The organism is Paenibacillus lacisoli, from assembly GCF_030580655.1.
Lineage (GTDB): Bacteria > Bacillota > Bacilli > Paenibacillales > Paenibacillaceae > Paenibacillus > Paenibacillus lacisoli.
Map to the genome: position 1 here is coordinate 448495 of NZ_JAUQTB010000001.1, position 26488 is coordinate 474982.

The following is a 26488-nucleotide window of genomic DNA, read 5'->3' on the forward strand; positions in this document are numbered from 1 at the left end:
CGTTTTGGAATAAAATTCTACAACTTTTATGAGATAATGGACGTCAGTTAGAGTATGAAGACAGGTAGATCATAATGGAGGATGGGTGGACACATGAAGAAATACGGTTTTTTGCTGCTGCTTGCGCTGATGCTGTGGCTCGTTCCCATGCATGGACAGGCAGCCGCTGCTTCCAATGCAGTGTATCTGGATGGCAAGGCGCTGAGTGTACCCGCGGGTGTGAAGATCGAGCTTGTACAAAATAATGTGATGATTCCCCTCCGGGTCGTCGCCGAAGGGCTCGGCAGCACGGTAGGCTGGGATCAAAAATCGGGTACAGTTACTATTCAGAATGACGCCAGTACGATTGAACTCGTTGTTAACAATAACAATGCCGTGGTGAACGGCAGCAAGGTCAAGCTGGCGGCCCCCCCACTGCTGCGCGGAGGCACATCCGTCGTGCCGCTGCGCTTCGTCAGTGAACAGATGGGGCTGAAGGTGAGCTGGGATAACAAGGCCAAATCCGCCTATCTCACCAGCCCTGTCCCCGCAGAGGATCAAGCTCCGCAGCCGGCACAACCGACACCGGTAACAGGCGGTGGATCAGCACCCTCTGCGGCACCAGCAACAGTCAATTCCATCAGCTTCGCGGACGGCCGTCTGCTGATTGCCGCTTCGGGAGCCGTGAACCCGAGTATTTCAACTCTGACCGGACCGGACAGGCTCGTTGTAGATCTGCCCAATACAGCCTTCTCCAGCCAGTTTGGCCTTGGACAGCCGCTGGATCAGAAGCAGAGCGGTCAGCAGGACGCGATCGGATCTGCCGATGTCTCGCGTATCCGCTATTCATTATTCAATAACAATCCTTCGACAATAAGAGTCGTGCTGGATCTGAATGCGCCGAAGAGCTATACCCTTTCTCAGGACAGCAGCGGGTTGATTACGGTCACACTCACCGATCCGGGAACCGGTCCAACTCCTCCGGTAGGCGCGGGCGGCAAGAAAGTCCTGGTCCTGGACGCAGGACATGGATTTAAGGATGTAGGGACGACCGGGATTCTGGGCAACCATGAGAAGGATTTCAACCTCTCTGTGACGCTTAAGGTGGCTGACCTGTTGAAGAGCGAGACTGGCATTGACCTGGTGCTTACACGCAGCGATGATACCTACCCTACGCTCGCACAGCGGGCTCAGCTGGCGAATGACCTGCATGCCGATGCCTTCATTTCCATCCATGCCAATTCCGTGCTGGATAAGCCGGATGCCTCCGGCACCGAAACCTATTATTACAACAGCAACGGCAAAGAGCTTGCCACCATCATGCACAAGCATCTCCTTCAGGCCACTGGCTTCAAGGACCGCAAAGTGAAGACCGAGCGTTACCAGGTGCTTCGCCAATCCAATGGACCGGCCACCCTGCTGGAGGTAGGATTCCTCTCGAATCTGCAGGAAGACATGATCATGCTGACCGATGACTTCCAGCAGCGGGTCGCCCAAGGTATCGTGGATGGCATCAAGGAATATTTCAAGCTGTAATGATTGAGGATTTATTGAGGACTTATTGAATATCATAGGATCAAAATATACAAACAAAAAAGGCTGCCGGAGACCCGGCAGCCTTTGTTATGTCCAGCACGGCCCGGCAGGCCGGCCAGCTCCCCCTGCTCCTGACAGAAGCCATCAGCGGAACATTCCCCACAGCTTCAACAGATGAAACGTGTTGTTAGGGTCAATCCGCTGGCTGATCACGAATGTAACGATCTGCTGCTCCTGAGCCGGACTCAGCCGTTCATTCAGAATCGTGCAGGCGGATTTCACCAGCCGCTGGACCTTGCCCGTATTCTGCAGATCCGCTTTCGTCACACCTTCCAGCAGCTTTTTGACACGCTCTTTAGCCGCAGGATTTTTCATTTTAGCCTTAATACGCTCCACCAGCTCCGGGCTGATGCCGTACTTCTGATAACTCAAGCCGATCACCTCTCCCGTCAAAATTGCAGTCTTACCCAATATATGACGGAAGCCGGTCCAATGTGCCTAGTCAATCAGATCACCCTGAAAAATTTGCTGCTGCTGCAGAAATTCACGGAGTGGAGCATACTCTGGAGAAGTCCAGAAGGCAGCATCTCCGACGAGAGCCGCAGCATCCTCTCTCGCCTGCTCCAGCACTTCGAAGTCAGCGACCATGTCAGCGATCCGGAATTCAGGCAGCCCGCTCTGCTTCGTCCCGAAGAAGTCGCCAGGCCCCCGCAGGTCGAGATCGCGGCGGGATACCTCGAAGCCATCATCCGTCTCGGTCATGACCTTCATCCGCTCCTGTCCCACCTCGGACTTCGGATCAGCGATCAGAACACAGTACGAAGCGTGCGCCCCCCGGCCAACCCGGCCGCGAAGCTGATGCAGCTGGGACAGCCCAAAGCGATCCGCATCCATAATGACCATCAATGTCGCGTTCGGTACGTCCACACCAACCTCAACAACGGTCGTCGAGACCAGCAGCTGCACCTCATTATCATAAAAGGAACGCATGACCTCTTCCTTCTCAGACGGCGTCATCCGTCCATGCAGCAGCCCGACTTTGAATGTCGGGAATGCCTGCTGCATCTGCACATGCAGGTCAATTGCATTCTGCACGTCCAGCTTGTCCGATTCCTCAATCAACGGGCAGATCAGATACGCCTGGCGTCCTTGGCCTACCTCCCGCGAGATAAAGCCCAACACCCGGTCCATCATGTCATGTTTGACCCAGTAGGTGGAGATCGGAATACGGCCCTTTGGCCGTTCTGAAATCGTCGATACATCCATATCTCCAAATGCCGTAATGGCCAGCGTCCGCGGTATTGGGGTTGCCGTCATCGTCAGCACGTCCGGATTGTATCCCTTACGGCGCAGCACGCCGCGCTGATTCACGCCAAAACGGTGCTGCTCGTCCGTAACAACCAGTCCCAAATCACGGAAATAAACATCCTCCTGGATCAGCGCATGGGTGCCAACAACAATATCAATGAGACCCATTTGGAGGGAGGATAGCAGCTCCTTGCGCTTTTTGCCGTTAACACTGCCTGTCAGCAGTCCAACCGTAATACCAAAAGGCTCAAACAGCTTTTGCAGGGAACGCGAATGCTGCTCGGCCAAAATTTCGGTCGGCACCATCAGCGCCCCCTGAAAGCCGGAACGCACCGTCGCATACAGCGCAATCGCGGCAATCACCGTTTTGCCCGAGCCCACGTCTCCCTGCAGCAGCCGGTTCATGCTGTAAGGTGAGCGCATGTCATGCAGAATCTCCAGCTCCACCTTCTTCTGCGCATCCGTGAGTTCGAAGGGCAGGCTGCGCACGAATTCACGGACCGTTGCATTATCCACCGCATGCACCACACCGTCCATCCGTCCCCGGTTCAATGCCCGGAAAGCCTGCATCTTCAGCTGAAAGAGGAACAACTCCTCATAGACCATTCTTCTGCGTGCCTGCTGCCCGCTCTGATTATCATTGGGCAGATGGAGTGCCGTAATCGCCTGCTTGCGCGGCATCAGCTTATACTTGCTGATCAGCCGGGACGGCAGGACTTCCGGAATCATTTCACCAAACTGCTGCAGCGCCTGCTTCATAGTCTTGCGTATCCATGACTGTGTAATTTTGCCACCGATGGAGTAGACCGGCTGCAGTGTACCGGAGCGTACACTCCCCTTGTCGGGGAATTCCGAATCCGTTACGGTCATCTGCATGCGCTTCTGATCCCATTTGCCGGTAACCACGATCTCTCGTCCAGCCTCCAGCTGGTCCTTGAGAAAATGCCGGTTGAACCAGGTTGCAGAGAACATCCAGTTCTCTGACATAATCCGGCAGGTCAACCGGGATTTGCGCCCGTAACGCTGCAGGACAGGGACGCTCATGATTTTACCCTGCACCGTAACCTTATCGCCGTCCTTGGCTTCGCTGAGCGAACGCAGACGGTAATCCTCATAACGGAACGGATAGTATTCCAGCAGATCCTTCACCGAAGAAATGCCAAAGGCGTGAAGCTCCCCCTCTTTGGTCGCACTCACGCCGTTAATTTGCCTTAAAGCTGTTTGTTCCAGTGTCATACCCATCCCTCTTTTACACAGGCCATACAAAGACAGCGATGACGCCCGGGCCTACATGAGTGCCAATCACGGCACCTACATTCGTGTAGACCACGTCGGCCACGTCAAAATGCTGATCGAGCAGTTCCCGCAGGGGTTCAACCGAGGATGGGTCAGCGGTATGGCCCAGCGCCACATGTACAGGACGACCCTTGAAATCCTGCTCGAACATTTCAACAATACGGGCCATCGCTTTTTTATGGCCCCTGACTTTTTCGACCGCATAAATAATGCCTTCTTCATCAATAGACAGAATCGGCTTGATGTTCAGCAGCGTGCCCAGCATGGCCGAAGCCTTGCCGATCCGCCCGCCTTTCTGCAAATACTCCAGATTGTCCACCAGAAAATACAGCTTGCGGTGCTGATGGAGTTCCTCCACCGCACGTGCAATCGAATCCGCCCTGGCACCCTGGCGGGCAAGCTCGGCAGCATGCACGACCAGAAGGCCATAACCGTAGGAAGCTGATTTAGAATCTAGCACGGTCACCCGCTCCGGCTGATCCAGCATAGACTGGGCCAGAAGGGCAGACTGGTAAGTCCCGCTTAAGCCGGAAGACAGGTGGATCGATACAATATCAGCATCCGGATGACGGTCCAGCAGATCCTGATAGGCCGCCATGAAGCTGGCAGGAGAAGGCTGAGAGGTTGTCGGAAGCTCCTTCGACTTCACCAGCTTCTCATAAAACTGCCCAGCTGTAATATCAACGCCATCGGCGTACGTTTCTTCTCCGAACATGACCTGAAGAGGCACAGCAACAATGCCATACTGGTCAAGTACTTCCTGCGGAATATCCGATGTACTGTCCGTTACGATCAAAGTCTTCGTCATGGATATCCCCCTTGGATTCATCTGAAATGACAGCCCTAAGCCTCTACCGAGAACAGGTAGGAATAGATCGGCTGACCACCCTCATGGACTTCAACCTCGGTGTTAGGGAACTGCTCCTCAATCCATGCTACCAACTCATCCGTCTCGGAGGTAAGGCTTTCCGCACCCGTAAGAATTGTCACGACTTCATCACCGCTCTGGATCATTTTGCCCAGCAGCGTGCGGCAGGTTGGCAGCAGATCGGCTTCGCTCGCTACAATCTTGGAGTTCTGGATGCCGATATAGTGTCCAGCCTTGATGGTCAAATCGTCAATAACCGTATCCCGGACCGCATACGTAACCTGACCGGAGGTCACACGGCTTACCGCGTCCAGCATATTCTCCTGATTCGCTGTTACATTCTCTTCCTCCTGGAATGCGAATGCTGCCGCTATGCCCTGCGGAATCGTCTTGCTCGGGATGACGATAACCTTGATTTCCTCCTCCAGCAGCTCCCGGGCCTGTTCAGCGGCCAGTACAATGTTGGAGTTGTTCGGCAGAATAAAGATATGTTTCGCCGAGATTGATTTGGCTGCATTCACGAAGTCTTCCGTGCTCGGGTTCATCGTCTGTCCGCCGGACAGCACGACATCAACCCCAAGACTCTTGAAGATCTCTGAGATGCCTTCACCTGAAGAAACGGCGATGAAGCCGTAAGGCGCCAATTCATCAGCAGGCGGAACACTCGGCTCCGCCGGACGGGCAGCTTCAGCAGGAATTTGGGCGAACAGTTCAGGCGCAGGCGCAATATCCATACCGGCTGTCAGGAGTTCGCGATGCTGCTCCCGCATATTAAGAATATGAATCTGTGTAATTTCTCCGTAACGCAGAGACAGGTTGAGTACCTCACCCGGCGCCTTGGAATGCACATGAACCTTAATAATCTCGTCGTCCGCGATCACAATAATAGAGTCGCCGTTCACGGATAACGCTTTCCGAAATACATCTTCGTCAAAAGGAGCATTCTTCACTTCGCCAATCTTGCGGTTGATGAAAAACTCCATATCATATAAATATTCAATGTCTTCTGTTTCCAGCCTGGATTGAGCGCTTGTGACCATCTGGGTCTCAGGCAGCGGCACGACTGCTGGTGCGGCAGGCTTCGATATAGAGGCAGCCGTCGCAGCAGGAACCGATACCTCCTGATAGACAGGTGCGGCCGCATCGCCGGAACCGAGATAATCCATGAAGCCTTCGTAGATGTATACCAGTCCCTGACCGCCGGAGTCAACGACACCGACCTGCTTCAGGACAGGCAGCATCTCCTGGGTCAGTGCCAGAGTTTCCTTGGCTTTTGCCAGCACTTCACCCATCAGCTCGTCTATATTCGTTGTACGGCGCGCCGTGTAGACGGCATGCTTGGCAGCTTCCTTTGCCACAGTCAGGATCGTGCCCTCCACCGGCTTAACTACCGCCTTGTAGGCTGCGTCTACCCCGCTCTGCAAAGCGGCTGCAAATTGCACCGAATTCAATTCATCATACTGTGCGGCATAACGTGCAAATCCGCGGAACAGCTGGGACGTAATGACGCCGGAGTTCCCGCGCGCACCCATCAGCAGCCCTTTGGACAAAATACCGGACATGACTCCAATAGAATTGGAGTTTCCTTTTTTAATCTCCGCGACACCCGCGCTCATTGTCAAATTCATATTCGTTCCCGTATCGCCGTCCGGCACCGGGAACACATTCAGGGAATTGACATGCTCCGCATGCTTATGCAGTTGTTCCGCTCCGGCTAGAACCATGGCGGTGAATTCTGTTCCATTTAAAGAACGCTTACTCAATGAGGATTCCCCTTCCTAGCTTAATACGCACATCCACCCCGGGATGAACGATGGTATTAAGATCCGTGCCGTAACGGCGTTTATCCCAGCACCTGCATACATTCAAACTGTATTTCCCATCGGCAGCCCGCAGAATAAAGCAGTTAACCCCTCCTGAAGGCTGTATCCGTATCCAAACAGCGTCTGATTGTGCAGTATGCGGATCCATGAAAGATTGTCTTCTAGAAGGCATCCGGTATGGACAATCACCCATTCTTCTCAACCAGAAACATGCGTACGTTACGAACACCCGGCATCTGCCGCAGCGGCAGAGAACCAACCGGCTCAGTATCCATATATCGTCTTGGTAAAAGGCCAACGGATCACTCCATAAACTACGAGCTTTCTGCCCCAAAAGGTGCAAAAATATCCCTTATTGCAGTATTATGGACTATACAACATTGTACTATAATAGACAGCATAAATAAATAAAGTTTTAGAGCGGTTGACGAAGCATTTTTTAATATGATATTATATTCAAGTATTGTTTTATGCAGGTTTGGAGTCCGGCATAGCCGGCCTGATGAAGAACAGCCATGAGTCATACAATTCGGCCGAACGCCGAGCAGAACATTTTTGTGAAGCTTGGCCTTTCGGGGATACCGGTTATGTTCAGGATAGGAGGTGTAATTCATGTCTCGCAAATGCTATGTAACAGGTAAAACAGCTGGCAGCGGCAACCACGTTTCCCATGCGAATAACCGCAACCGTCGTAGTTGGGGTGTCAACGTTCAGAAGGTTCGCATCTTGGTGAACGGCAAGCCAAAACGCGTTTATGTCAGCACCCGTGCTCTGAAATCGGGTAAAGTAACTCGCGTATAATTTGTAGATGCCATTAACAAAAAGCACTCTGTCCTTGAACAGGTGCTTTTTTTCATTTATCACGATGTTTTTAATCCGTGAACTGATAATGACAGGCTGGCTGCTTCCCGTGCCCAATGATCATTGGAGCCAATCTCCGGATCCCCGCCTCGCACGGAAAGCATACCGGCCTCTGCTGTCATCCCCTGCCTGCCAGGCAGCCGGAAGATCAGCCTTTTTGAAACGTGTTCAATATCGCCTTCACAAACCCTCCCAGAAACTTCGGCAGCTTGAACGTATAAAACTTCATATTTCACCCTCCCCATTATTCTCATGCAGATACCACCGCAGTTTATGCAACGACACATCAGGATTGTGCCAATAAAAAAGGCTACATGAGAATCCTGCTCATGTAACCATGTTTATGCGGTGTCTCCTGCTCCTATGCCATCAGACAGGTTGATTGTAGTACTGAGCCACGGAGATCAGGAAGATAAATAGGATGAAATATAACACTGTAAAAATGATAAACCCGACGCGCAGCTTACGGCTGTCATTGCGGCGGAAATAAAACACAATTACCGCAAGCGCAACCAGGGCGAGCAGCGCGTTATAGGGCATTTTGAGAAACGAGAACAAGCTTAAGATCAGGCCCGTAACCGTACTCGCCAGAGTCATCCAGGCTGCGTCCTTGAGGTTCATGGTTTACTTGCTCCCCACACTGCTGCGGATATCCGCAATGGCAGCCGCACGGTCAGGCTGGCCGAACACGGCACTGCCGGCTACCAGCACATCCGCCCCTGCTTCAACAACAAGCGGAGCCGTCTCTTTTGTGATGCCGCCGTCCACTTCGATATGGACATGTGGACGTCCAAGTGCCTGCAGCTGGGTGCGCAGCTCGCGGATTTTGCCAACCGTATTCGGAATAAAGGCCTGTCCGCCAAAGCCCGGATTCACCGTCATGACAAGGACCATATCTACATCAGGAAGCACTTCCTTCACAGCCGAAGCCGGTGTTCCCGGATTCAAAGCAACACCTGCCAGAATACCGTGCTCTTTGATCAAATGAATGACACGATGAAGGTGAACGCAAGCCTCCACATGAACCGTGATCATACCCGCGCCTGCTTTCACAAATTCCTGGATGTACAGCTCAGGGTTTTCAATCATAAGGTGTACATCCAGCAGCAGGCTGGTATGCGGCCGCAGAGAGTCAACGATCGGCGGACCGAGCGTAATATTCGGAACAAAGTGTCCGTCCATAACGTCTACGTGTATCCAATCCGCGCCGCCGCGCTCTACGTCAGCGACTTCACTGCCCAATTTGGCAAAATCTGAAGCTAAGATCGATGGTGCAATTTTAATCATGGTCAATTCCTCCGCTTCTTGTCTTTCATTTCTTCGAGAAACTGCTTGTAGTGGTTATACCGGCTCGCAGCAACTGTGCCCTTATCCACGGCTTCCAGCACTTTGCAGAAGGGTTCATGGGTATGGGTGCAGCCGCGGAACTTGCAGCCCGCTGCCAGCGGTACAAATTCACGGAAGCAGGATGACAGCTCTTCAACCCCGAGTTCAAGGAAATCCAGCTGGCTGAAGCCCGGCGTATCCGCCACATATCCGCCGCTTTCCAGCGGGATCAGCTCCACATGGCGGGTCGTATGCCGTCCACGCCCCAATCTCATACTGATCTCGCTGGTCTCCAGAGACAAGCCCGGCCTTAGCGCATTCAGCATGGACGACTTGCCGACGCCCGATTGGCCGGCGAACACGCTGATCTCACCGGCCAGACGCTCTCTGAGCCATTCGGTGCCTTTGCCTGTCCGGGAGCTGGTTACGATCACCTCGTACCCGATCTCCTCGTAGAGCTCCTTGACAGCGGCAGTGGAGTCATTCCCGCCCTGATGCTCTTCCAGCAGATCCTGCTTGGTCAGGCAGATCACGGCCTCCAACCCGGCATGCTCAATATGGACCAGAAATTTGTCAAGCAGCTGCAGATTCATGTCCGGTTCCCGCAGAGAGAACAGCAGCACAGCCAGCTGTACGTTTGCGACAGGCGGACGGATCAGCTCGGTTGCCCGCGGCTTGATCTCGTCCACCATCCCCTCTCCGTTCTCGGTCAGTGAATAGACAACTTGATCACCGACCAGAGGGCTCACACCTCTCTTTTTGAAGATACCTCTTGCACGGCATTGTACCACGGGCTCTTCTGGGCGGGGCACACCTTCGCTGTCCACTTCCGAGACATAGTAGTATCCGCTTAACGCCTTAATGATCAGTCCATCCGGCATGCTTGAGCTGTCCCTCCTTCTTCATAATGGATAGCTTCCGCAGAACGACTCTGTAAACCGCTAGCCCAGCCCATTTTAAGGATTGGTGCTGTCGGCCGTATCATCAGTCTGGGTGCTGTCTGTATTATCGTTGTTTATGTTATCGTCGCTGGCCTTATCCTTTTTATCAGATTTGCCTTTATCTTTGCCTTTCCCCTTGCCGGCAGGTTCTGCATTATTGCCTTCACCATTGTTGGCAGGCTCCTCCGGTTTACCGGTATTTGCATTGCCGGATGTCGGCTGGTCCTCTGGCGGCGTCGCTTCACTTCCGGTATCGGTATTCGTCTGCGGCAGCTGCGGCTGTTCTACGGTTCCGTTCTTCGCATCGATATAGCGAACCGGATACGTATCAATAAACTGTCCTTCACGGAATACAGAAATCGTACCATCCTTGTTCGGACCGAGCAGCAGTGTTACCGGGAAAGTCTGGGTCGATTTGATCGTACGCGTCCCCCACTCCTGGTTATCGCCGCGGGCGTCGGAGTAAGTAATACGGATCTTGCTGCTTTTGCCTTCCTCAGCTGGGGCTGCCGGCACACTAAGTGTGAATTCCAATGCTTCCGGTGGATAACCGCTGCTCACGGTGAGTGTAACCTCAGAGCCAGGCTGAACATCTGCGCCTTCATTGTATGGCCACTGCTGGGTAACTTTACCGGCATCAGAGCTATAACTGTACTCTTCCTTGACGTCCCCAAGCTTGAGACCGGCATCCTTGATGAGCTTCTCTGCCTCGTCACGCGTTTTGCCGATGAGCCCTGGCATACGAACCGACTCTACACCCTTGCTTACCACCAGTGTAATATCGGCGTTATCCTTGTCGTATTCCTCGTTAACCCCTGGAGTCTGAGTAATAACAGTACCGGGCTCCTGATCGCTGTATTCATCCTTACGGGTGATCCTGCTTTCTTCGATTCCCTGCTCCGTAAGCAGCTGTACTGCTTCTTCGTAAGTTTTCCCTTTTACGTCAATCATGGTGGACAATGGTTTGTCGATGCTGACAGACAGCTTAACAATCGTCCCTTCCTTGACAGTCGAGTCCGGTTCCTTATCCTGGTCAAAGACGACCCCTGCCGGGACACCTTCCTTATACTGCTTCAGCACAGGCTCCCCGACTGTCAGGTTGTATCTGCCCAATTCCATCCTTGCCTGGTCTTCGGTCATGCCGATGACTTTAGGTACTTTAACGTCGTCAACCTCAAACGCCTGGCTGACATACCAAGCAAGTCCGCCCATAGCGGCAAGAATAAGCAGGATAACCGTAATAATAATGGTATTGCGCTTTTTGTTCGATTTACGCTGGCCAGGGCTTGCCGCTCCGACAGCCGCATCAGGCTCTGAGGGATTCTCCTGCTCATTCCCGCGGAAGGCTGCGCCTTGAGGCTCGGGCTTGATGGCAGGGATGACCCGTGTCTGATCTGCGTCGTCCTCTTCACTGAAATCAATCTTGGGCTCATCCCTGCGCTCCGGCAGAAGACAGGTCTCGAGATCCATCAGCATCTCCTCAGCAGATTGATAACGCTCCTGCGGGTTTTTGCGCATGGATTTGAGAATAATATTCTCGACGCTCTGCGGAATCAGCGGATTCACTCTGCGCGGCTCCTCAAACGGCTCCTGCAGATGCTTGAGAGCTACGCTAATCGGGCTTTCTCCCAAAAACGGGAGCTGGGCAGTCAGCATTTGATAGAGTACGATGCCTAATGAATAGAGATCCGACTTCTCACCCGTTGTAATGCCTTTCGCATGCTCAGGAGAAAAATAATGAACCGAGCCGACGACAGAGCCTGTCTGTGTGATCGTAGTTGACGTTACCGCACGCGCAATTCCGAAATCAGTTACCTTTACCCTGCCGTTGCGTCCAATCAGGATATTATGCGGCTTGATGTCACGGTGAATAATCTGATGGTGATGGGCATGCTCCAGAGCATCGCAGATCTGCATTGCAATACGGACTGCCTCATCTACCTGCAGCGGGGCTCGCTCCTTGATAATCTCATTGAGGTTCTGCCCTTCCACACATTCCATTACGATATAATGGATCTCATCTTCCTGACCTACATCATAGATGCTAACCACGTTCGGATGGGACAACGATGCTGCCGACTGGGCTTCCCGCCGGAAACGTCGGATAAATTCCTCATCATGGACAAACTGCTGCCGCAGCACCTTCACTGCAACATTGCGGTTCAACAGCACATCATGCGCCTTATAGACAAGAGCCATGCCTCCGCCGCCGATACGCTCCAGTATTTCGTAGCGCCCTCCGAGCAGATGTCCGATCATGCCTGCCACCCCGCTTCATGCCGGGGGTTAGACGGACCGGGAATATCGCCTTCAGGCTGAAGTTCAAACAGGGCAACCGTAATATTGTCATCCCCGCCTGCCAGCAGAGCCAGATGCAGCAGACGATCGGCCCGTTCCTCAAGCGGCAGGTCCCGCTGGCCGACCACCTGCCCAATCTGCTGGCTGCTGACCAGATCGCTGAGTCCATCGCTGCACAGCAGCAGCACATCGCCTGGTTCGAGCCCAATCGGGTCAAGATCGACTTTCACCTCAGCATCGGTTCCCAGCGCACGTGTCAGCACATTGCGGCGGGGATGATTATCTGCTTCTTCTTGACTGATCTGGCCGTTTTTATATAATTCATTGACCAGTGAATGATCTTCGGTTACCTGACGCACCTGATTACCGGATACCATATAGGCACGACTGTCGCCGATATGGCCAATAATACCGGAAGCATCATTCAGCAGGACCGCAACGACGGTCGTTCCCATGTTGTAGTACTTCTCGTCGCGCGAGGCCGTCTGATAGATCACATCATTGGCATGCAAAATAGCGTCGCTGAGCGCAGCCGAAAGAGCCGCGGCCGACAAACCCTGCTCCAGGGTTGCCAGGTCCTCGGCCATCGTCTCGACAGCGAGGCGGCTGGCGGTATCTCCGGCGACATGTCCGCCCATGCCGTCAGCAACAATTCCCAAAATATATCCCTGCTCCAGATGGCGGATCCAGGCTGAATCTTCATTCACCGAACGCACGCGTCCGACGTGGCTGACATGAACTGTTTTGATCAAAACGTTCTCACCTCAACTCCATATGCTTGGCGCGCAGCTGACCGCATGCGGCTGCAATATCATGACCCTGCTCACGGCGAATCGTGACGTTGACTCCCTGCTCGGCCAGAATGCGCTGGAACTGGAAAATATCCTTACGCGATGTTCTGACGTATTTGCGTTCAGGCACATGGTTGACAGGAATCAGATTGACATGGCACAGCATGTCCTTCAATACACTCGCAAGCTCGGCCGCATGTTCAGCCTGGTCGTTGACTCCGCCGATCAGCGCGTACTCGAAAGTAATACGGCGGCCGGTTTTGGCCAGATAATAACGGAGGGATTCCATAACATCATCAAACGGAAAGCGGCGGTTCACCGGCATTAGCTTGGAGCGAAGCTTATCGTTCGGTGCATGGATGGAGATCGCCAGGTTGATCTGCGTGTCTTCGTCCGCAAACTTGTAAATGTTCGGTACAATACCGCTGGTAGATACAGTGATATGACGCTGGCCGATATTCAGGCCCTTCTCATGGATCATCGTGCGCAGGAACTTCATGGTCGCTTCGTAGTTTTCAAAAGGTTCACCCGAACCCATGATCACAATACTGCTCACACGCTCTCCCGTAGCATCGAGAATCTTCTGCGCCTGCACCACTTGGGCTGTAATCTCACCAGCTGTCAGGTTACGCTTCAGCCCGCCCAGCGTGGAAGCACAGAAGGTGCAGCCGATCCGGCATCCGACCTGTGTTGTCACACAGATGCTGTTGCCATAGCTATGCTTCATAATAACGGTCTCAATCGCATGGTCATCATGCAGGCCGAACAGGAACTTGACCGTTCCGTCCTTCGACTCCAGCTTGGTGATTTCAGTCAATGTCACGAACTGGAACTGATCCTCCAGCTTCTGGCGAAGCCCTTTCGGAAGATTGCTCATCTCATGAAAATCGTTGACCCGCTTCACATACAGCCAGTCAAAAATCTGACCGCCGCGGAAGGCCGGCTCACCGTTCTCTTGTGCCCATTCCTGAAGTTCCTCCAGGGTGTAATCGTATATAAAAGGTTTCATGTTTGTATTCGCACCTATTCTTTCTTCCGCACAGGCGGATTCGTAATCAGCGTCCAGAAGCTGCTCTGTGAATCTCAGGATTCAAAACCATATCAGCAGGACCGCTCACATTATATTCTTTTCTCATTCTTCCTATTTTAGCACAAATGAAAAGACAGGTAAAAAAACTTTCATCCGGTTTCAAGGCCTAACGGTCTGCTTAATGCATCAAACACATGAAAAACCGCCGGAATCAGCAGATGCCGGCGGTTTGAAGAATCATCCGTACTATAGGGCTAGTCCTCACGCCGGCGCAGCCGGGCAATGTAAAAGCCGTCGCTGTGATAGTCCTGCGGCAGAATCTGCAAGCCTGCGTCTGCTGGCCATAAGTCCGCAGCGCCGGACGATCGTTCTTCTGCAGCAGGCTCGGCCCAGCTGAATTCGGGGTGGGCTGCAAGGAAGCGATCCACCTGCCCCGCATTCTCGTTTTGTTCAATCGTGCAGGTGCTGTATACCAGCACCCCCCCCGGCTTAACCAGTGAAGCAGCCGTCTCCAGCAGTTCCTTCTGCAGGTCTGCGATTTCTTCCACATCTTCCGGCCGCTTGCTCCAGCGCAGATCCGGCTTGCGCCGGATGACACCGAAGCCGGAGCACGGCGCGTCCAGCAAAATGCGGTCAAAGGTTCCGGGACGGTACACTTCATTCAGCTTCAGGGCATCTTCGCAGATCACCTCGATGCTGTCAAGACCCAGGCGTTCAGCCTGGTCCTCGATCAGCTTCTGCTTGTGAGGATGTACATCGTTCGCCACAATGTGACCCTGATCCTGCATCAGTTCTGCCATATGCGTCGTCTTGCCCCCAGGGGCAGCGCAGCAGTCCAGCACTTCCATGCCCGGCTGTGGCGCTACCGCCCGTGCAACGAGCATGGAGCTCTCGTCCTGGATTGAAATAATTCCGTCCCGATACCATGACGTAAGGGCCATGTTGCCTGCACCGCGGACGATCAATCCGTCCGGACTCAGCGGTGAAGGCTCCACCTGCAGGCCTTCGGCAGCCATCTCTTCCAGCAGCTTCTTCCGGGTATACATCGTTGTGTTCACCCGCACACTGACGGAGGGAGGTTCATTGTTGGCCCGACAGATCGCTTCAGCGGTCGCTTCGCCGAACTGCGCAATCCAGCGCTTGACCAGCCAGCGCGGGTGCGAATGCTCCAGGCTGATCCTTTCAGCCGGCTTCAAATTGTCCGGAATTTGAAGCAGCTCAGGCTGGCGTAACATGCTGCGGAGCACACCATTAACCATGCCGGAGATCCCCTGATGGCCGCGCCTCTTGGCCAGGCTGACTGCCTCGCTGACAACCGCATGGTCCGGAATCCGGTCGAGATAGACAAGCTGGTAAACACTCATCCGCAGCAAACAGCGAACCCAGGCCTCCAGCTTGTCCATGCCTTTGGCTACGAATTTGGCGGCAAAGTAATCCAGCGTATTGCGGCGTGCGACAGTCCCGTAGACGAGTTCTGTCGCCAGGCCTGCATCACTGGGAGCTAAACCGCTCTGTTGCAATTTCCGGTTCAGCTCCAGGTTGCTGTAAGCACCTTCCTGCTCCACGGCAACCAGCACATCGAGCGCCACTTCACGCGCTGTCGGCATCCGGTCCCTGGTATTCCCTTTATGTCTACCCTGTGTCCCGCTCAAGACAGCACCGTCCCCGGCTTCAGGCTGCCGCCGCGGGCGAACTGGGCTGCTTCCATTGCTTTCTTGCCTGCCGGCTGCACCTGAGTCAGCCATAGAGAGCCGTCACCGGTTGCCACTTCGATGCCATCACTGCCCAGCTGCAGTACGGTGCCCGGAGCGGCCTGGGAAGAAGAACCTCCCTGCACGGACAACGGGTCACGGGCTGCCCATACTTTAAATACCTGCTCGTCCCACAAAGTAAAAGCCCCTGAATAAGGCACCAGCCCCCGGATCTGATTGTAGATCTCCTCTGAAGCGCTGGTCCAGTCAAGTTTCTCGTCTTCCCGTTTCAGATTTGGAGCATAGGTGGCCTCTTCCTCCTGCTGCGGGATTCGCTTGGCTGAGCCTTCCAGAATGCGGGGCAGCTCTTGACGGAGCAGCTCCGCGCCCGCAAGACTCAGCTTCTCGAACATCGTGCCGGAAGTATCCTCCCGCTCGATCGGTACTTCGACCTTCTCGATCGTGTCCCCGGTGTCCAGGCCTTCCGCCATATACATCAGCGTCACGCCCGTGACCTTCTCGCCGTTAATAATCGAGCGCTGAATCGGCGCACCGCCGCGATATTTCGGCAGCAGTGAACCGTGCACATTCAGACAGCCGTATTGCGGCAGATCCAGCACGGCCTTAGGCAGGATTTGTCCGTAAGCAGCGGTTACAATCAGATCGGGCTGCAGCGCTGCAACCTCCTCAACGGATTCCGGGTTGCGCAGACGCAAGGGCTGCAGCACGGGAAGACCGTGTTTTTCAGCAGCTATCTTTACCGGAGACGGGGTCAGCACCTTTTTGCGGCCAACCGGTTTATCCGGCTGGGTGATGACCGCTGTGATGTTGTAGCCTTCCTTGAGAAGCATTTCGAGCGAAGGCACGGCAAAGGCCGGTGTTCCCATAAATATAATGTTCATGGACATTACCCCCTGTTCTGGCGGTTCGGTCCTGGCTGGCTTGGTTGAACGTCGTACACTTTATCGGCAATATCGGTAAACAGGACACCATCCAGATGGTCGATCTCGTGCTGGAATGCGCGCGCCAGCAAACCCGTGCCGGTAATCCGCACAGGCTCGCCCTCACGGTTCAGGCCTTCCACGGTTACTTTCTCAGCACGGCGCACATCACCGTTCAGACCCGGAATACTCAGGCAGCCTTCCGGCCCGAACTGCTCGCCTTCACGTTCCACGATGACCGGGTTAATCATTTTGATCAGCCCCTGCTCATCGCCTGCATCGACGACAATCAGACGCTTGAGGATGCCAACCTGCGGAGCGGCAAGACCAACGCCCTCTGCGTCATACATCGTGTCAGCCATATCATCCAGCAGCTTCTGGACATTTGGTGTAACTTTGGTTACTTCCTTGGCTTTCTTGTGTAATACTTCATCCGGTTCTTTAACGATAATACGAATAGACATCAGAACACCATCCCTCTATGTTATAAAGCTTGCTCATTGTGCGCGAACGAGTATACGAGCTTCAGAACCCCATCAGACCAATGAATCTCTGCCTCACAGGCTCCTCGCTGTATACCGCTGATGATAATCACGCAAATAGTTCGGCTTATGATTACTCTAGATTATGACCGGACTCTTTGTACCTATACCCGGCGGCCGGGCAAAGAATGTCATCCTGCAGAATCGGTTACATAAGCATCTGCGGATCCACGTCCAGACTGATCAGAAGCTTCTGATTCTGGACGGCATCCGCCATGTCATCGGCCACTTCGCGTGCGAGCCCGATGACGTCAATATTCCCACGCCATTTTATCATACATTGAAATCGGTATCTATTTTTAATCTTCGGCATAGGTGATGCCACAGGTCCCAGAACATCCATAACATCGCCTGTAAATTTATCCAGACTCCCGAACCAGCCGCGTTGTCTGGCCTTGCCTTCCAGATTCGCTGTATAGTTCTCGGCCAGGCGCACCAGCAACGGCAGCTGTTCATGGGTGAAGGTAACCAGGATCAGTCTGCAGTATGGCGGATAGTGCAGTACACGCCGGTGCTTCAGTTCTTCCCGCACAAAGGATAAATAATCATGACGGCTTGCATGAATAACCGAGTAATGATCCGGCGTGTAGGACTGGACGAACACTTCCCCTGGCAGCTGGTGCCGTCCTGCACGCCCGGCGACCTGTGTCAGCAGCTGGAAGGTTTTCTCGGCAGCCCGGAAGTCCGGCAGATTCAGAGCCGAATCGGCTGTGATCACGCCAACGAGCGTCACATCAGGAAAATCAAGACCTTTAGCTACCATCTGGGTTCCAAGCAGAACATCGGCTTTTTTGTCCCGGAACTGCTTCAGCAGCTTCTCATGGGAGCCCTTCTCGGTCGTGGTATCAACATCCATCCTAATAACCCGGATACCCGGAAAAAGTTTCGCCAGCTCTTCCTCCACCCGCTGTGTACCTGTACCGAAATACCGGATATGCTCACTGCCGCACTCGGGGCATGTCTCCGGGACTCCTTCCGAATAACCGCAGTAATGGCATCTCATATTGTTGGACCGCTGATGATAAGTCAGCGAAATATCACAGTTCGGGCATGTCGACACGTAACCGCAGCTCCGGCACATGACAAACGTCGAATACCCTCTGCGATTGAGCAGCAGGACGATCTGTTCCCCCTTCTCTAGACGAGCTGCAATCCCCTGATGAAGGTCACGGCTGAACATGGAGCGGTTGTTGCCGCGCAGCTCGTTGCGCATATCCACGATATGCACTTCGGGAAGCTTATTGCCGAGGGCACGATGATGCATCTCGAGCAGAAGCGGTGCGAACTCATCGTTGCTCTGCGAACGGGCAGCATGATAGCTCTCCAGCGAAGGCGTAGCCGACCCCAGAATAACCACTGCACCGTGCTGATCGGCACGCTTAACTGCCACATCACGCGCATGGTATTTAGGCGTCTCTTCCTGTTTGTAGGAGGTTTCGTGCTCTTCATCGATAATGATCAGGCCTATGGATTTAAAGGGGGCGAATACCCCCGAACGCGCACCGATCGCCACCTTGACACGGCCTTCACGGATTTTGCGCCATTCGTCATACCGCTCACCGGCCGACAGCCGGCTGTGCATCACGGCAACCTGATCTCCAAAGCGGCCTTTGAAGCGCTCTACCATTTGGGGAGTCAGCGAGATCTCAGGAACCAGCACTATGGCCTGCCGGTCCTGTTCAATACAGCGCTGGATCGTCTGAAGGTAAATCTCCGTCTTGCCGCTGCCTGTTACACCATGAAGCAGGAAGACGCCATGGGTACGCTCGTCCAGCTGGCCGACTACCCGCTCATAGACGTGCTGCTGCTCGTGGGTAAGCGGCAGCGGAGCCGTCGGTTTAAAATCCCTTCCGCGGTAAGGGTCTCGGAATACTTCCACATCATCGATGGTTACCAGGCCCTTGTCCTCCAGCGACTTCACGGTAGCCGCAGATACCTGCAGGCCGGAGAGAACCTCCTTCATGGCGACCGGCAGCATGGGACTCAGCTCCAGCAGCCAGGCCAGAACCTCCCGCTGACGCTGGGCTTTGGCAGGGAAGGCGGCAAGCGCCGCCTCTGCCTCCTCCACGCTGACTGCAAGATCTACTGCCTTCAGCGTTTTTTTCTGGAGCTTGTCCTTGATATATTGACTCTCCTGCAGTACGCCACGGCGCAGCAGTGATTTAATCATCTCTGCCTGTTCGGGAAAACGGCGGCTCAGCTGTCCGAGCGGAACCTGGGTCCGGCTCTGCACGAACAAGACAATCTCACGTTCGGAATCATCCTCCATCCCGGTATCTGCCAGGAGTAAGCCGTCCTGCGCAGCTTGTGATTCTGTATCAGAGACTGATATATAGCGCTCTGCTTTACCTTTCAGCGCGGTGGGGATCATCGCCTGCAGGGCCATGATCTCACCGCATGCATACCGCTCACGCATCCAGCCGGCGAGTTCTACCAAATCCGGCGGCAGCGGGGGTACCAGGTCGAGCAGCTCCTGGATAGGCTTCAGCTTGAAGCGTCCCGGTTCCTGCCGCTCATGCAGCGAGGTGACGAACCCCTGAACCGTTCGGTGTCCGAAAGGCACTCCCACACGGCTGCCGACCTCAATCCAGCGCCTCATTTCAGCAGGTATCAAATAATCAAAGGTCCGGTCCGTACTTTTGGCAGGTACGTCCACAATCACCTTAGCAATTTCCATTAAGACAACACTCCGTTCATACGACGGGCCGTCAGTTCCAGCAGCTGTTTAGCCACCTCGTCCTTCGACAAAAGCGGAAGATCTGCAACAAGTCCCTCCGGACCGTAAATATGGACGATATTCGTATCTGTGCCGAAGCCGGCCCCTGCTGCGGTAACATCATTAGCAACAAGAAGATCACAGTTTTTGCGTACCAGCTTCTCCCGTGCATAAGTATCCAGCTGGTCCGTCTCCGCCGCAAATCCGATCAGGAACTGCCCCTTCTTTTGTTTTCCGAGCGTTTCAAGAATATCAATCGTCTTGACCAGTTCAAGTGTCAGGGTTTCTCCCTGCTTCTTCATTTTCTTCGGCGCAGCTGTTTTCGGACGGTAATCGGCAACCGCTGCCGACTTCACTACGATATCGCTGTCCTGCCAATGTTTCAGCACAGCTTCATACATGTCCTGGCCGGACTGTACACGTTCCACTGTGATGCCTTCAGGCGGTGCTTCCGTCGTGTTCCCTGCTACCAGAACGACCTCAGCGCCCATCTGCCTTGCGGCGGCCGCAATGGCAAACCCCATTTTGCCGGAGGAATCATTCGTAATGTAGCGGACCGGATCAATCCGTTCAACGGTCCCGCCCGCCGTAACGACAACCTTTTTACCTTGCAGAAGGGGTTCTTCGGACAGATCTCCTGCACCAGGCTCATCACCGATGGCACGTTCAGCCTGCACCGGCAGGGTTTTCCTGCCGTCAGCCTGCGCCTCGAAGAATCGCTCCACCACCTCAACAATGCTCTCCGGTTCTTCCAGACGCCCCTTGCCAACATAGCCGCAGGCGAGCAGTCCCTCGCCGGGTTCGATCATCATGACACCGCGGGAGACCAGCGTCTCCATATTCTGCTTAACGGCGGGGTGGTCATACATATGCACATTCATCGCAGGGGCTACCATCACGGGAGCCGTCGTCGCCAGCAGCGTGGTAGAGAGCATATCGTCTGCGAGACCCAGCGCCAGCTTACCGATGGTATTGGCCGTAGCCGGTGCGACTAGTACCAGATCGGCCAGATCGGCCAGATGAATGTGTGAAACCACTGCAGGTTCGCGTTCATCAAAGGTGTCACTGTACACCGGGTTGCGGGTCAGCGTCTGCAGCGTCAGCTCAGTGATGAACTCTTTGGCCGATGACGTCATAATGACGTGTACATCTGCCCCTTTCTTGGTGAGCTGGCTGCACAGGGTGGCGGCTTTATATGCGGCAATGCCGCCTGTCACGCCCAATACGATTTTTTTGCCCTTCAGCATGCTTCCTTCCCCCTTGCTCATCTATTGAAATCCTTGTGTGATAAAAGGCGATATGGAAAAGATCCGCAGCCCCTCTCCGGAACAGCGGATACAGAAAAAAATAACAACCTTGCGGTTGTCAATGAAAATCAATGGCTGATGGATTGAACCTCGGCCAGCATACCAATCAACCCCTTCCGGGGCTGAGGATATGCGTTTGAGGCGGTTAACCAGCAGGTCAACCCGTCCGTCTATATGCAGTGCGGTCAAGTCCGAACGTACAGCTTGATAAATCCTATTACTCTTCGCCTTTTTCTACTTTGAGGATATCGCCATAGATTTCTTCCAAGGCTACCCCGACATGCTTGCGGGATCTTGGCGTTTTAATGGTTGTTTTTTCACCTTCACGAAGCTGTCTTGCACGACGGGAAGCCGCAACCACCAGGGAGTATTTACTGTCAACTTTTTTCATCATTTCGTCAATCGAAGGATACAGCAAGAACGACACCTCTTTATATGAAATTGTAATACCTCTGTAGAACGTGCAAAGCCGCAGACTAGCTGCGTACTTTACAATGTTCGGCGATGATGATGGATTCTATTCGTTTGCAGGCAAGATCAATCTCATCATTCACAACGGCATAATCGTAATGCTTGAGCAGGTTGATCTCATCAACCGCCACAGACATCCGGTGATCAATGGTCGCCTGGGTTTCCGTGCCGCGTCCGGTTATCCGGTCCTTAAGTTCTTCGAGCGAAGGCGGAGTCAGGAAAATAAAAATTCCTTCAGGGAATTTCTCCTTTACCTTGAGGGCTCCCTGAACTTCAATCTCCAGGATGATATCTTGACCCTTCTCGAGCGTTTCTTCCACGAAATCACGCGGCGTACCATAGTAGTTGCCAACATATTCCGCATGCTCCAGCAGCTGGTCATTCTCAATCATGCTCAAAAACTGATCTTTGCTCTTGAAAAAATAGTTCACGCCATGTTCTTCGCCTTGTCTTGGCAAACGTGTCGTTGCGGATACCGAATAGGTCAGGCCCGGCATTTTCTGCCGCAGGGCGCTGCATACGGTTCCCTTGCCGACCCCTGAAGGGCCGGATAATACAATAAGTAATCCTTTAGCCATTGTTACACTCCATTTTATTCGTCATTGTCATCGTCTTTGGTGGATAGACGATGGGCCACCGTCTCCGGCTGGACCGCAGACAGGATCACATGGTCGCTGTCCGTAATAATCACCGCACGGGTGCGCCTTCCGTATGTAGCATCAATCAGCATGTGACGGTCGCGCGCTTCCTGAATGATCCGTTTGATCGGCGCGGATTCAGGACTGACAATCGAAATAATACGATTTGCCGAAACAATATTACCGAAACCGATGTTAATGAGTTTAATTGCCATGTCCAGGTAGTTCCCCCTAAATATGTGACTACAGCGTCACTTCGCCGGATTCTATTCTATGTTCGCCGCCTGCTCGCGGATCTTCTCAAGCTCCGCTTTCATATCAACGACAAGATTAACCAGGACCAGATGATTGGCCTTGGAACCTACCGTGTTCACTTCACGGTTCATTTCCTGGATCAGAAAATCCAGTTTCCGGCCTATAGGCTCGCTGGAAGTCAGCAGTCCGCTGCACTGGGCAAAGTGGCTCTGCAATCGGGTAAGCTCTTCATCAATATTGCACCGGTCCGCAAACAAGGCTATCTCCATGCCGAGCCGGTGTTCATCGATCGTAAAGCTGTCTTGCATCTCGTTCAGACGCTGCCGCAGCTTGTTCCGGTAGTCCTGAACAACCGTAGGTGCTAACACCGTCATTTCGGCAAGAATCTGCTCAAGCTTCTGAAGCCGCTGTCCCAGATCCTCGGCAAGGTGCCTGCCTTCACGTCTCCGCATATCCAGCATCCCTTCTAATGCGGTCGTCAAGCCCTGCTGGAGCACCGTCTCCCAAGCCTCCATTTCCTCCTCCGGCACACCACCGTCCGGCGGATGAAGTATGTCAGGCAGAGACAGCAGATCGGCAACGGTAAGCTGCCCCTGAACGCCATGATCGGTTCTGAGCTTATCCCCTGCCTTGAGGTATGCTTGCACCAATGCCTCATTCAGTACAGCAGACTGTCCCTGCTGAAGGTCAACTTCCTTGCTGATGAACACATCAACACGGCCTCTCTTGACCTGCCGCTGTACTGTTTTTCTCAAGCCGTCCTCAAAGCGTGTCCACTCACGGGGTATGCGCAGCATAACCTCGCAATATCGGTGGTTCACCGATTTGATCTCGAATTGAACTTTGTAACCTCCGTAATGCAGAACGGCTTGACCGTATCCGGTCATACTAAATGACATCGGCATCACATCCATTACACTATTGTAATCCATTATAGAGACTGATACAAGGGGGACTGCTTGCTGCCCGTTTTCTCCCAAATATAGCTGGTTAAGGAGGCTGTCATATCAAAATGCATGAATGGTGTCATCAGATAAATGCCTTTAAAATGTTGAATAGCTACGTCCAGCAGCTCACGCGCAATCTGTGTGCCCATAGCACGTCCTTCTTCGCCTTCCAACCCGCTCATGCGGCTGCGGACCTCGTCTGACAGCAGGATCCCCGGCACCTCGTTATGCAGGTATTCAGCGTTGCGTCCGCTGGCAAGCGGCATAATACCAAGGAAAATCGGCACTTGCAAATGCTTTGTTTCTTCTTGTATAGCCACAATCAGTTCCGGATCATACACCGGCTGAGTCATGATATAGTCGGCACCGGCATCAATCTTTTTCTCCAGCCGCTGCACGGCTTTATTAAGGTGCTTCACGTTCGGGTTAAAAGCTGCACCCACCACAAAATTGGCCTTATGACGCAGCGGCTTGCCGGAAAAGGCTACACCATCGTTCAGCTGCTTGATCATACGGATCACCTCAAAAGAGGTCATGTCATATACCGAGCTCGCACCAGGCAGATCGCCAAAGCGAGCCGGGTCTCCCGTTACGGCGAGCACATGATCGATACCGAGCGCGTCAAAGCCCATCATGTGAGACTGGGTGCCGATCAGGTTTCGGTCGCGGCATGCGATATGAATCAGCGGACGAATCCCTGTCTGCATCTTGACCAGGTGTCCCAGCGCCATATTGCTCATCCGGGTCACGGCCAGCGAGTTGTCAGCCATAGTCAGCGCATCTGCACCGGCCTTCGTCAGCACTTCTGCACCCCGCATAAACTTGGTAATGTCCAGATCCCGCGGCGGGTCCAGCTCCACAATAACAGTATGACGCTGTTTCACCAGTTCCACCAGGCTTGGCGCAGCCGGTTCACCGGCCTGCCGCGAATCCACCGCTTCCTGTATCCCGGTTATAGCCGGCGCATCATAGGCGGGGAGTACCGATTCCTGCGGCAGCGGTGCTGGCACATAATCCAACAGCGCCGCCTGCAGGGCTGCCGTATGCTCCGGCGTCGTTCCACAGCAGCCCCCGATCAGGCGGACACCCATGTCGGCAAAAGGAACCGCACACTCACCAAAATAATCCGGTGTAGCGCCGTATACATATTTACCATCCACAAAAGCCGCCAGACCCGCGTTCGGATATACTGACAGCGGGATGTCGAGCGGTCCACCGAGCTTCTCCATGACGCTCATAATTGCTTTCGGTCCAGAATGGCAGTTAAAGCCGAGCATATCGGCTCCTTCATGCTGGAGGATGCTGAACGCTTCGGCCAGCGAATAACCGTCCAGCGTCCGGCCTACCTGGTCCACCGCAAACTGGCAGATGACCGGAATATCCCGGCTCGCACGCCGGGCCGCACGCAGCACCGTCCGCATTTCTTCCAGCTCATAAAAGGTCTCACAGAGAATTCCGTCTACCCCGCCGGATAAAAGGGCATCCATCTGCTGTTCATAATAGCGCTGCAGCTCCTGAATGGAGGCGTTGATCTTTTTGCCACCCATAATAGATCCTACTGCCCCAAGCACATAACCTTCTGATCCTGCCGCCTCGCGGGCAATGCGCACCCCTTCGCGGTTAATCTCTTCTACTTTGGCTTCCAGACCGAATTTGGATAATTTATAGTAGTTCGCAGAGAACGTGTTGCTCTCCAGCACATTCGCTCCCGCTTCCCGGTACATGCGATGAATACCGGCAATCACATCCGGCTGGGTGACATTCAATTCTTCATAAGAAATTCCTACCGGAAAACCTAATTGGTACAGGTAAGTGCCCATGGCCCCGTCACCAATCAGGACTTCATTCTTCCAAGCTGCTCGCAGATCCCGCGTCATTATGCTAGTTCACCCCGGCTTTTAATTTCATACTAATGTAACATAAAGTACTGTGAAAGATAAGCCAAAATCGTTGAAAAGGCCCAGCAAAAAAAGACCATGCTGCTCGCATGGCCTTTTATGTCCGTCGTGACTGTCAATTCTTAAAGCTGCAAACGTCCGGTATACACAACTTCAGCAGGACCTGTCATATAAACATGATTATTCTCTTCATTCCATTCGATCGTCAGGTCGCCGCCTTTAAGACTTACGACAGCCTTACGGTCGGTTAATCCGTTCAGCACAGAGGAAACAAGCGTAGCACAGGCACCCGTTCCGCAAGCCAGCGTAGGGCCGGCTCCTCGCTCCCACACCCGCATGTCTATATGCTCCCGGCTCCGCACCGTTGCAAATTCCACATTGACCTTGTTCGGGAACAGCGGATGATGTTCAATTCGGGGGCCCCAGGCCTCGATATCAAATGAAGGGGCATCCTCCACATAAATGACACAGTGCGGATTCCCCATGGATACTGCCGTAAAGCGGTAACCGCTGCCTCCTGTCTCGATCGGATGATTTACAACCGGATTGGCATTGACTGTCGTCGGGATCTGCAGCCCTTCCAGAATCGGTGCGCCCATGTCCACCCGGACCGCCGCTGCCCTGCTGTTAGCCGATGTGACTACGACCTGCTGCACGCCTGCTCCGATCGTCTCTACCGTCAGCTGCTCCCGCTGCACATGACCAAAATCATATACGTATTTGGCTACACAGCGGATCGCATTGCCGCACTGCTCCGATTCCGAGCCGTCCGAGTTAATAATCCGCATCTGAACGTCTCCCTTGTCAGACGGAAGGATAAACACAAGTCCATCGGCTCCGATGCCAAAGTGACGGTCGCACAGCCTCCTGGCCAGCGCCGAGGCGTCAGCCGGAAGCTGCTGCTCACCATACACGACGATAAAATCATTCCCAAGCCCTTGCATCTTGGTAAATTCCATGAAGGTTTCCACTCCTTGTTAGAACTGCTTGTGCTGTGTTGTTAGATATGTCCAGTGAAATATATA

At 53.7% G+C, this 26488-nt stretch carries 24 protein-coding genes; 2 read left to right on the forward strand and 22 right to left on the reverse strand.

The genetic code is table 11. The features are described from left to right. Positions 1-93 precede the first annotated feature (93 nt). Positions 94-1515 (forward strand): N-acetylmuramoyl-L-alanine amidase family protein, encoded by a 1422-nt coding sequence (locus Q5741_RS02260; protein WP_305022412.1) that lies wholly within the window; start codon positions 94-96, stop codon positions 1513-1515. Between the two features lie 144 nt (positions 1516-1659). Here Q5741_RS02260 and Q5741_RS02265 read toward each other — a convergent pair whose 3' ends face one another. From Q5741_RS02265 to Q5741_RS02280, 4 genes are all read right to left on the reverse strand, one after another. Further along, positions 1660-1947, reverse strand: coding sequence for a stage VI sporulation protein F (locus Q5741_RS02265; RefSeq protein ID WP_305022413.1), 288 nt, complete (start codon positions 1945-1947; stop codon positions 1660-1662). A gap of 66 nt (positions 1948-2013) precedes the next feature. Beyond that, a complete protein-coding gene (gene recG, locus Q5741_RS02270) occupies positions 2014-4059 on the reverse strand; it encodes an ATP-dependent DNA helicase RecG (protein ID WP_407074303.1) in 2046 nt (681 codons plus the stop codon). A gap of 13 nt (positions 4060-4072) precedes the next feature. After that, complete coding sequence (locus Q5741_RS02275) at positions 4073-4927, reverse strand: DegV family protein (protein WP_305022415.1); 855 nt, start codon at positions 4925-4927, stop codon at positions 4073-4075. 35 nt (positions 4928-4962) lie between these two features. Then, on the reverse strand, positions 4963-6750 hold the full coding sequence (locus tag Q5741_RS02280; RefSeq protein WP_305022416.1) for a DAK2 domain-containing protein: 1788 nt from the start codon (positions 6748-6750) through the stop codon (positions 4963-4965). Positions 6751-7422: 672 nt separating this feature from the next. Between Q5741_RS02280 and rpmB the strand changes: the two genes are divergently transcribed. Then, the gene (gene rpmB, locus Q5741_RS02285) at positions 7423-7611 is read left to right on the forward strand and encodes a 50S ribosomal protein L28 (protein ID WP_305022417.1); all 189 of its coding nucleotides are present in this window, start codon (positions 7423-7425) and stop codon (positions 7609-7611) included. 208 nt (positions 7612-7819) lie between these two features. On the opposite strand, the gene spoVM is transcribed toward rpmB, so the two are convergent. The 18 genes from spoVM to dapF all read right to left on the reverse strand — a co-directional run bounded on the left by spoVM (position 7820) and on the right by dapF (position 26422). After that, on the reverse strand, positions 7820-7900 hold the full coding sequence (gene spoVM, locus Q5741_RS02290; RefSeq protein WP_407074313.1) for a stage V sporulation protein SpoVM: 81 nt from the start codon (positions 7898-7900) through the stop codon (positions 7820-7822). 140 nt (positions 7901-8040) lie between these two features. Beyond that, a complete protein-coding gene (locus tag Q5741_RS02300) occupies positions 8041-8292 on the reverse strand; it encodes a hypothetical protein (RefSeq protein ID WP_305022418.1) in 252 nt (83 codons plus the stop codon). A gap of 3 nt (positions 8293-8295) precedes the next feature. Next, positions 8296-8958, reverse strand: coding sequence for a ribulose-phosphate 3-epimerase (gene rpe, locus Q5741_RS02305; RefSeq protein ID WP_305022419.1), 663 nt, complete (start codon positions 8956-8958; stop codon positions 8296-8298). A gap of 2 nt (positions 8959-8960) precedes the next feature. After that, positions 8961-9878, reverse strand: a complete 918-nt coding sequence (gene rsgA, locus Q5741_RS02310; RefSeq protein WP_305022420.1) for a ribosome small subunit-dependent GTPase A — start codon at positions 9876-9878, stop codon at positions 8961-8963. A 75-nt stretch (positions 9879-9953) separates the two neighbouring features. Beyond that, a complete protein-coding gene (gene pknB, locus Q5741_RS02315; RefSeq protein ID WP_305022421.1) occupies positions 9954-12197 on the reverse strand; it encodes a Stk1 family PASTA domain-containing Ser/Thr kinase in 2244 nt (747 codons plus the stop codon). Beyond that, positions 12194-12988 (reverse strand): Stp1/IreP family PP2C-type Ser/Thr phosphatase, encoded by a 795-nt coding sequence (locus tag Q5741_RS02320; RefSeq protein WP_305022422.1) that lies wholly within the window; start codon positions 12986-12988, stop codon positions 12194-12196. Before Q5741_RS02320 ends, pknB begins: the two co-directional genes overlap by 4 nt. A gap of 7 nt (positions 12989-12995) precedes the next feature. Next, positions 12996-14036 carry a 23S rRNA (adenine(2503)-C(2))-methyltransferase RlmN gene (rlmN, locus tag Q5741_RS02325; protein ID WP_305022423.1) on the reverse strand — a complete coding sequence of 347 codons (1041 nt, stop codon included), beginning with the start codon at positions 14034-14036 and terminating at the stop codon, positions 12996-12998. Between the two features lie 275 nt (positions 14037-14311). Next, complete coding sequence (gene rsmB / locus Q5741_RS02330; RefSeq protein WP_305022722.1) at positions 14312-15664, reverse strand: 16S rRNA (cytosine(967)-C(5))-methyltransferase RsmB; 1353 nt, start codon at positions 15662-15664, stop codon at positions 14312-14314. A gap of 41 nt (positions 15665-15705) precedes the next feature. Further along, positions 15706-16650 carry a methionyl-tRNA formyltransferase gene (gene fmt / locus Q5741_RS02335; RefSeq protein ID WP_407074304.1) on the reverse strand — a complete coding sequence of 315 codons (945 nt, stop codon included), beginning with the start codon at positions 16648-16650 and terminating at the stop codon, positions 15706-15708. Between the two features lie 5 nt (positions 16651-16655). Continuing rightward, positions 16656-17153: a peptide deformylase gene (gene def, locus Q5741_RS02340; RefSeq protein ID WP_305022425.1), complete on the reverse strand. Its 498-nt coding sequence runs from the start codon at positions 17151-17153 to the stop codon at positions 16656-16658. A gap of 226 nt (positions 17154-17379) precedes the next feature. Next, positions 17380-19908, reverse strand: a complete 2529-nt coding sequence (priA, locus tag Q5741_RS02345) for a primosomal protein N' (protein ID WP_305022426.1) — start codon at positions 19906-19908, stop codon at positions 17380-17382. Further along, positions 19908-21194 carry a bifunctional phosphopantothenoylcysteine decarboxylase/phosphopantothenate--cysteine ligase CoaBC gene (gene coaBC / locus Q5741_RS02350; protein ID WP_305022427.1) on the reverse strand — a complete coding sequence of 429 codons (1287 nt, stop codon included), beginning with the start codon at positions 21192-21194 and terminating at the stop codon, positions 19908-19910. The genes priA and coaBC overlap by 1 nt, the downstream gene beginning before the upstream one ends. Before the next feature lie 277 nt (positions 21195-21471). Next, complete coding sequence (gene rpoZ, locus Q5741_RS02355) at positions 21472-21672, reverse strand: DNA-directed RNA polymerase subunit omega (RefSeq protein ID WP_305022428.1); 201 nt, start codon at positions 21670-21672, stop codon at positions 21472-21474. A gap of 58 nt (positions 21673-21730) precedes the next feature. After that, entirely contained in the window at positions 21731-22303 is a 573-nt protein-coding gene (gene gmk, locus Q5741_RS02360; RefSeq protein ID WP_305022429.1) for a guanylate kinase, read from the reverse strand. A 14-nt stretch (positions 22304-22317) separates the two neighbouring features. After that, positions 22318-22578, reverse strand: a complete 261-nt coding sequence (gene remA, locus Q5741_RS02365) for an extracellular matrix/biofilm regulator RemA (protein ID WP_005548256.1) — start codon at positions 22576-22578, stop codon at positions 22318-22320. Between the two features lie 51 nt (positions 22579-22629). Beyond that, positions 22630-23517: a YicC/YloC family endoribonuclease gene (locus Q5741_RS02370; protein WP_305022431.1), complete on the reverse strand. Its 888-nt coding sequence runs from the start codon at positions 23515-23517 to the stop codon at positions 22630-22632. A 32-nt stretch (positions 23518-23549) separates the two neighbouring features. Next, positions 23550-25442, reverse strand: a complete 1893-nt coding sequence (locus Q5741_RS02375) for a bifunctional homocysteine S-methyltransferase/methylenetetrahydrofolate reductase (protein ID WP_305022432.1) — start codon at positions 25440-25442, stop codon at positions 23550-23552. 143 nt (positions 25443-25585) lie between these two features. Then, positions 25586-26422, reverse strand: coding sequence for a diaminopimelate epimerase (dapF, locus tag Q5741_RS02380; protein ID WP_305022433.1), 837 nt, complete (start codon positions 26420-26422; stop codon positions 25586-25588). Positions 26423-26488: the final 66 nt, after the last annotated feature.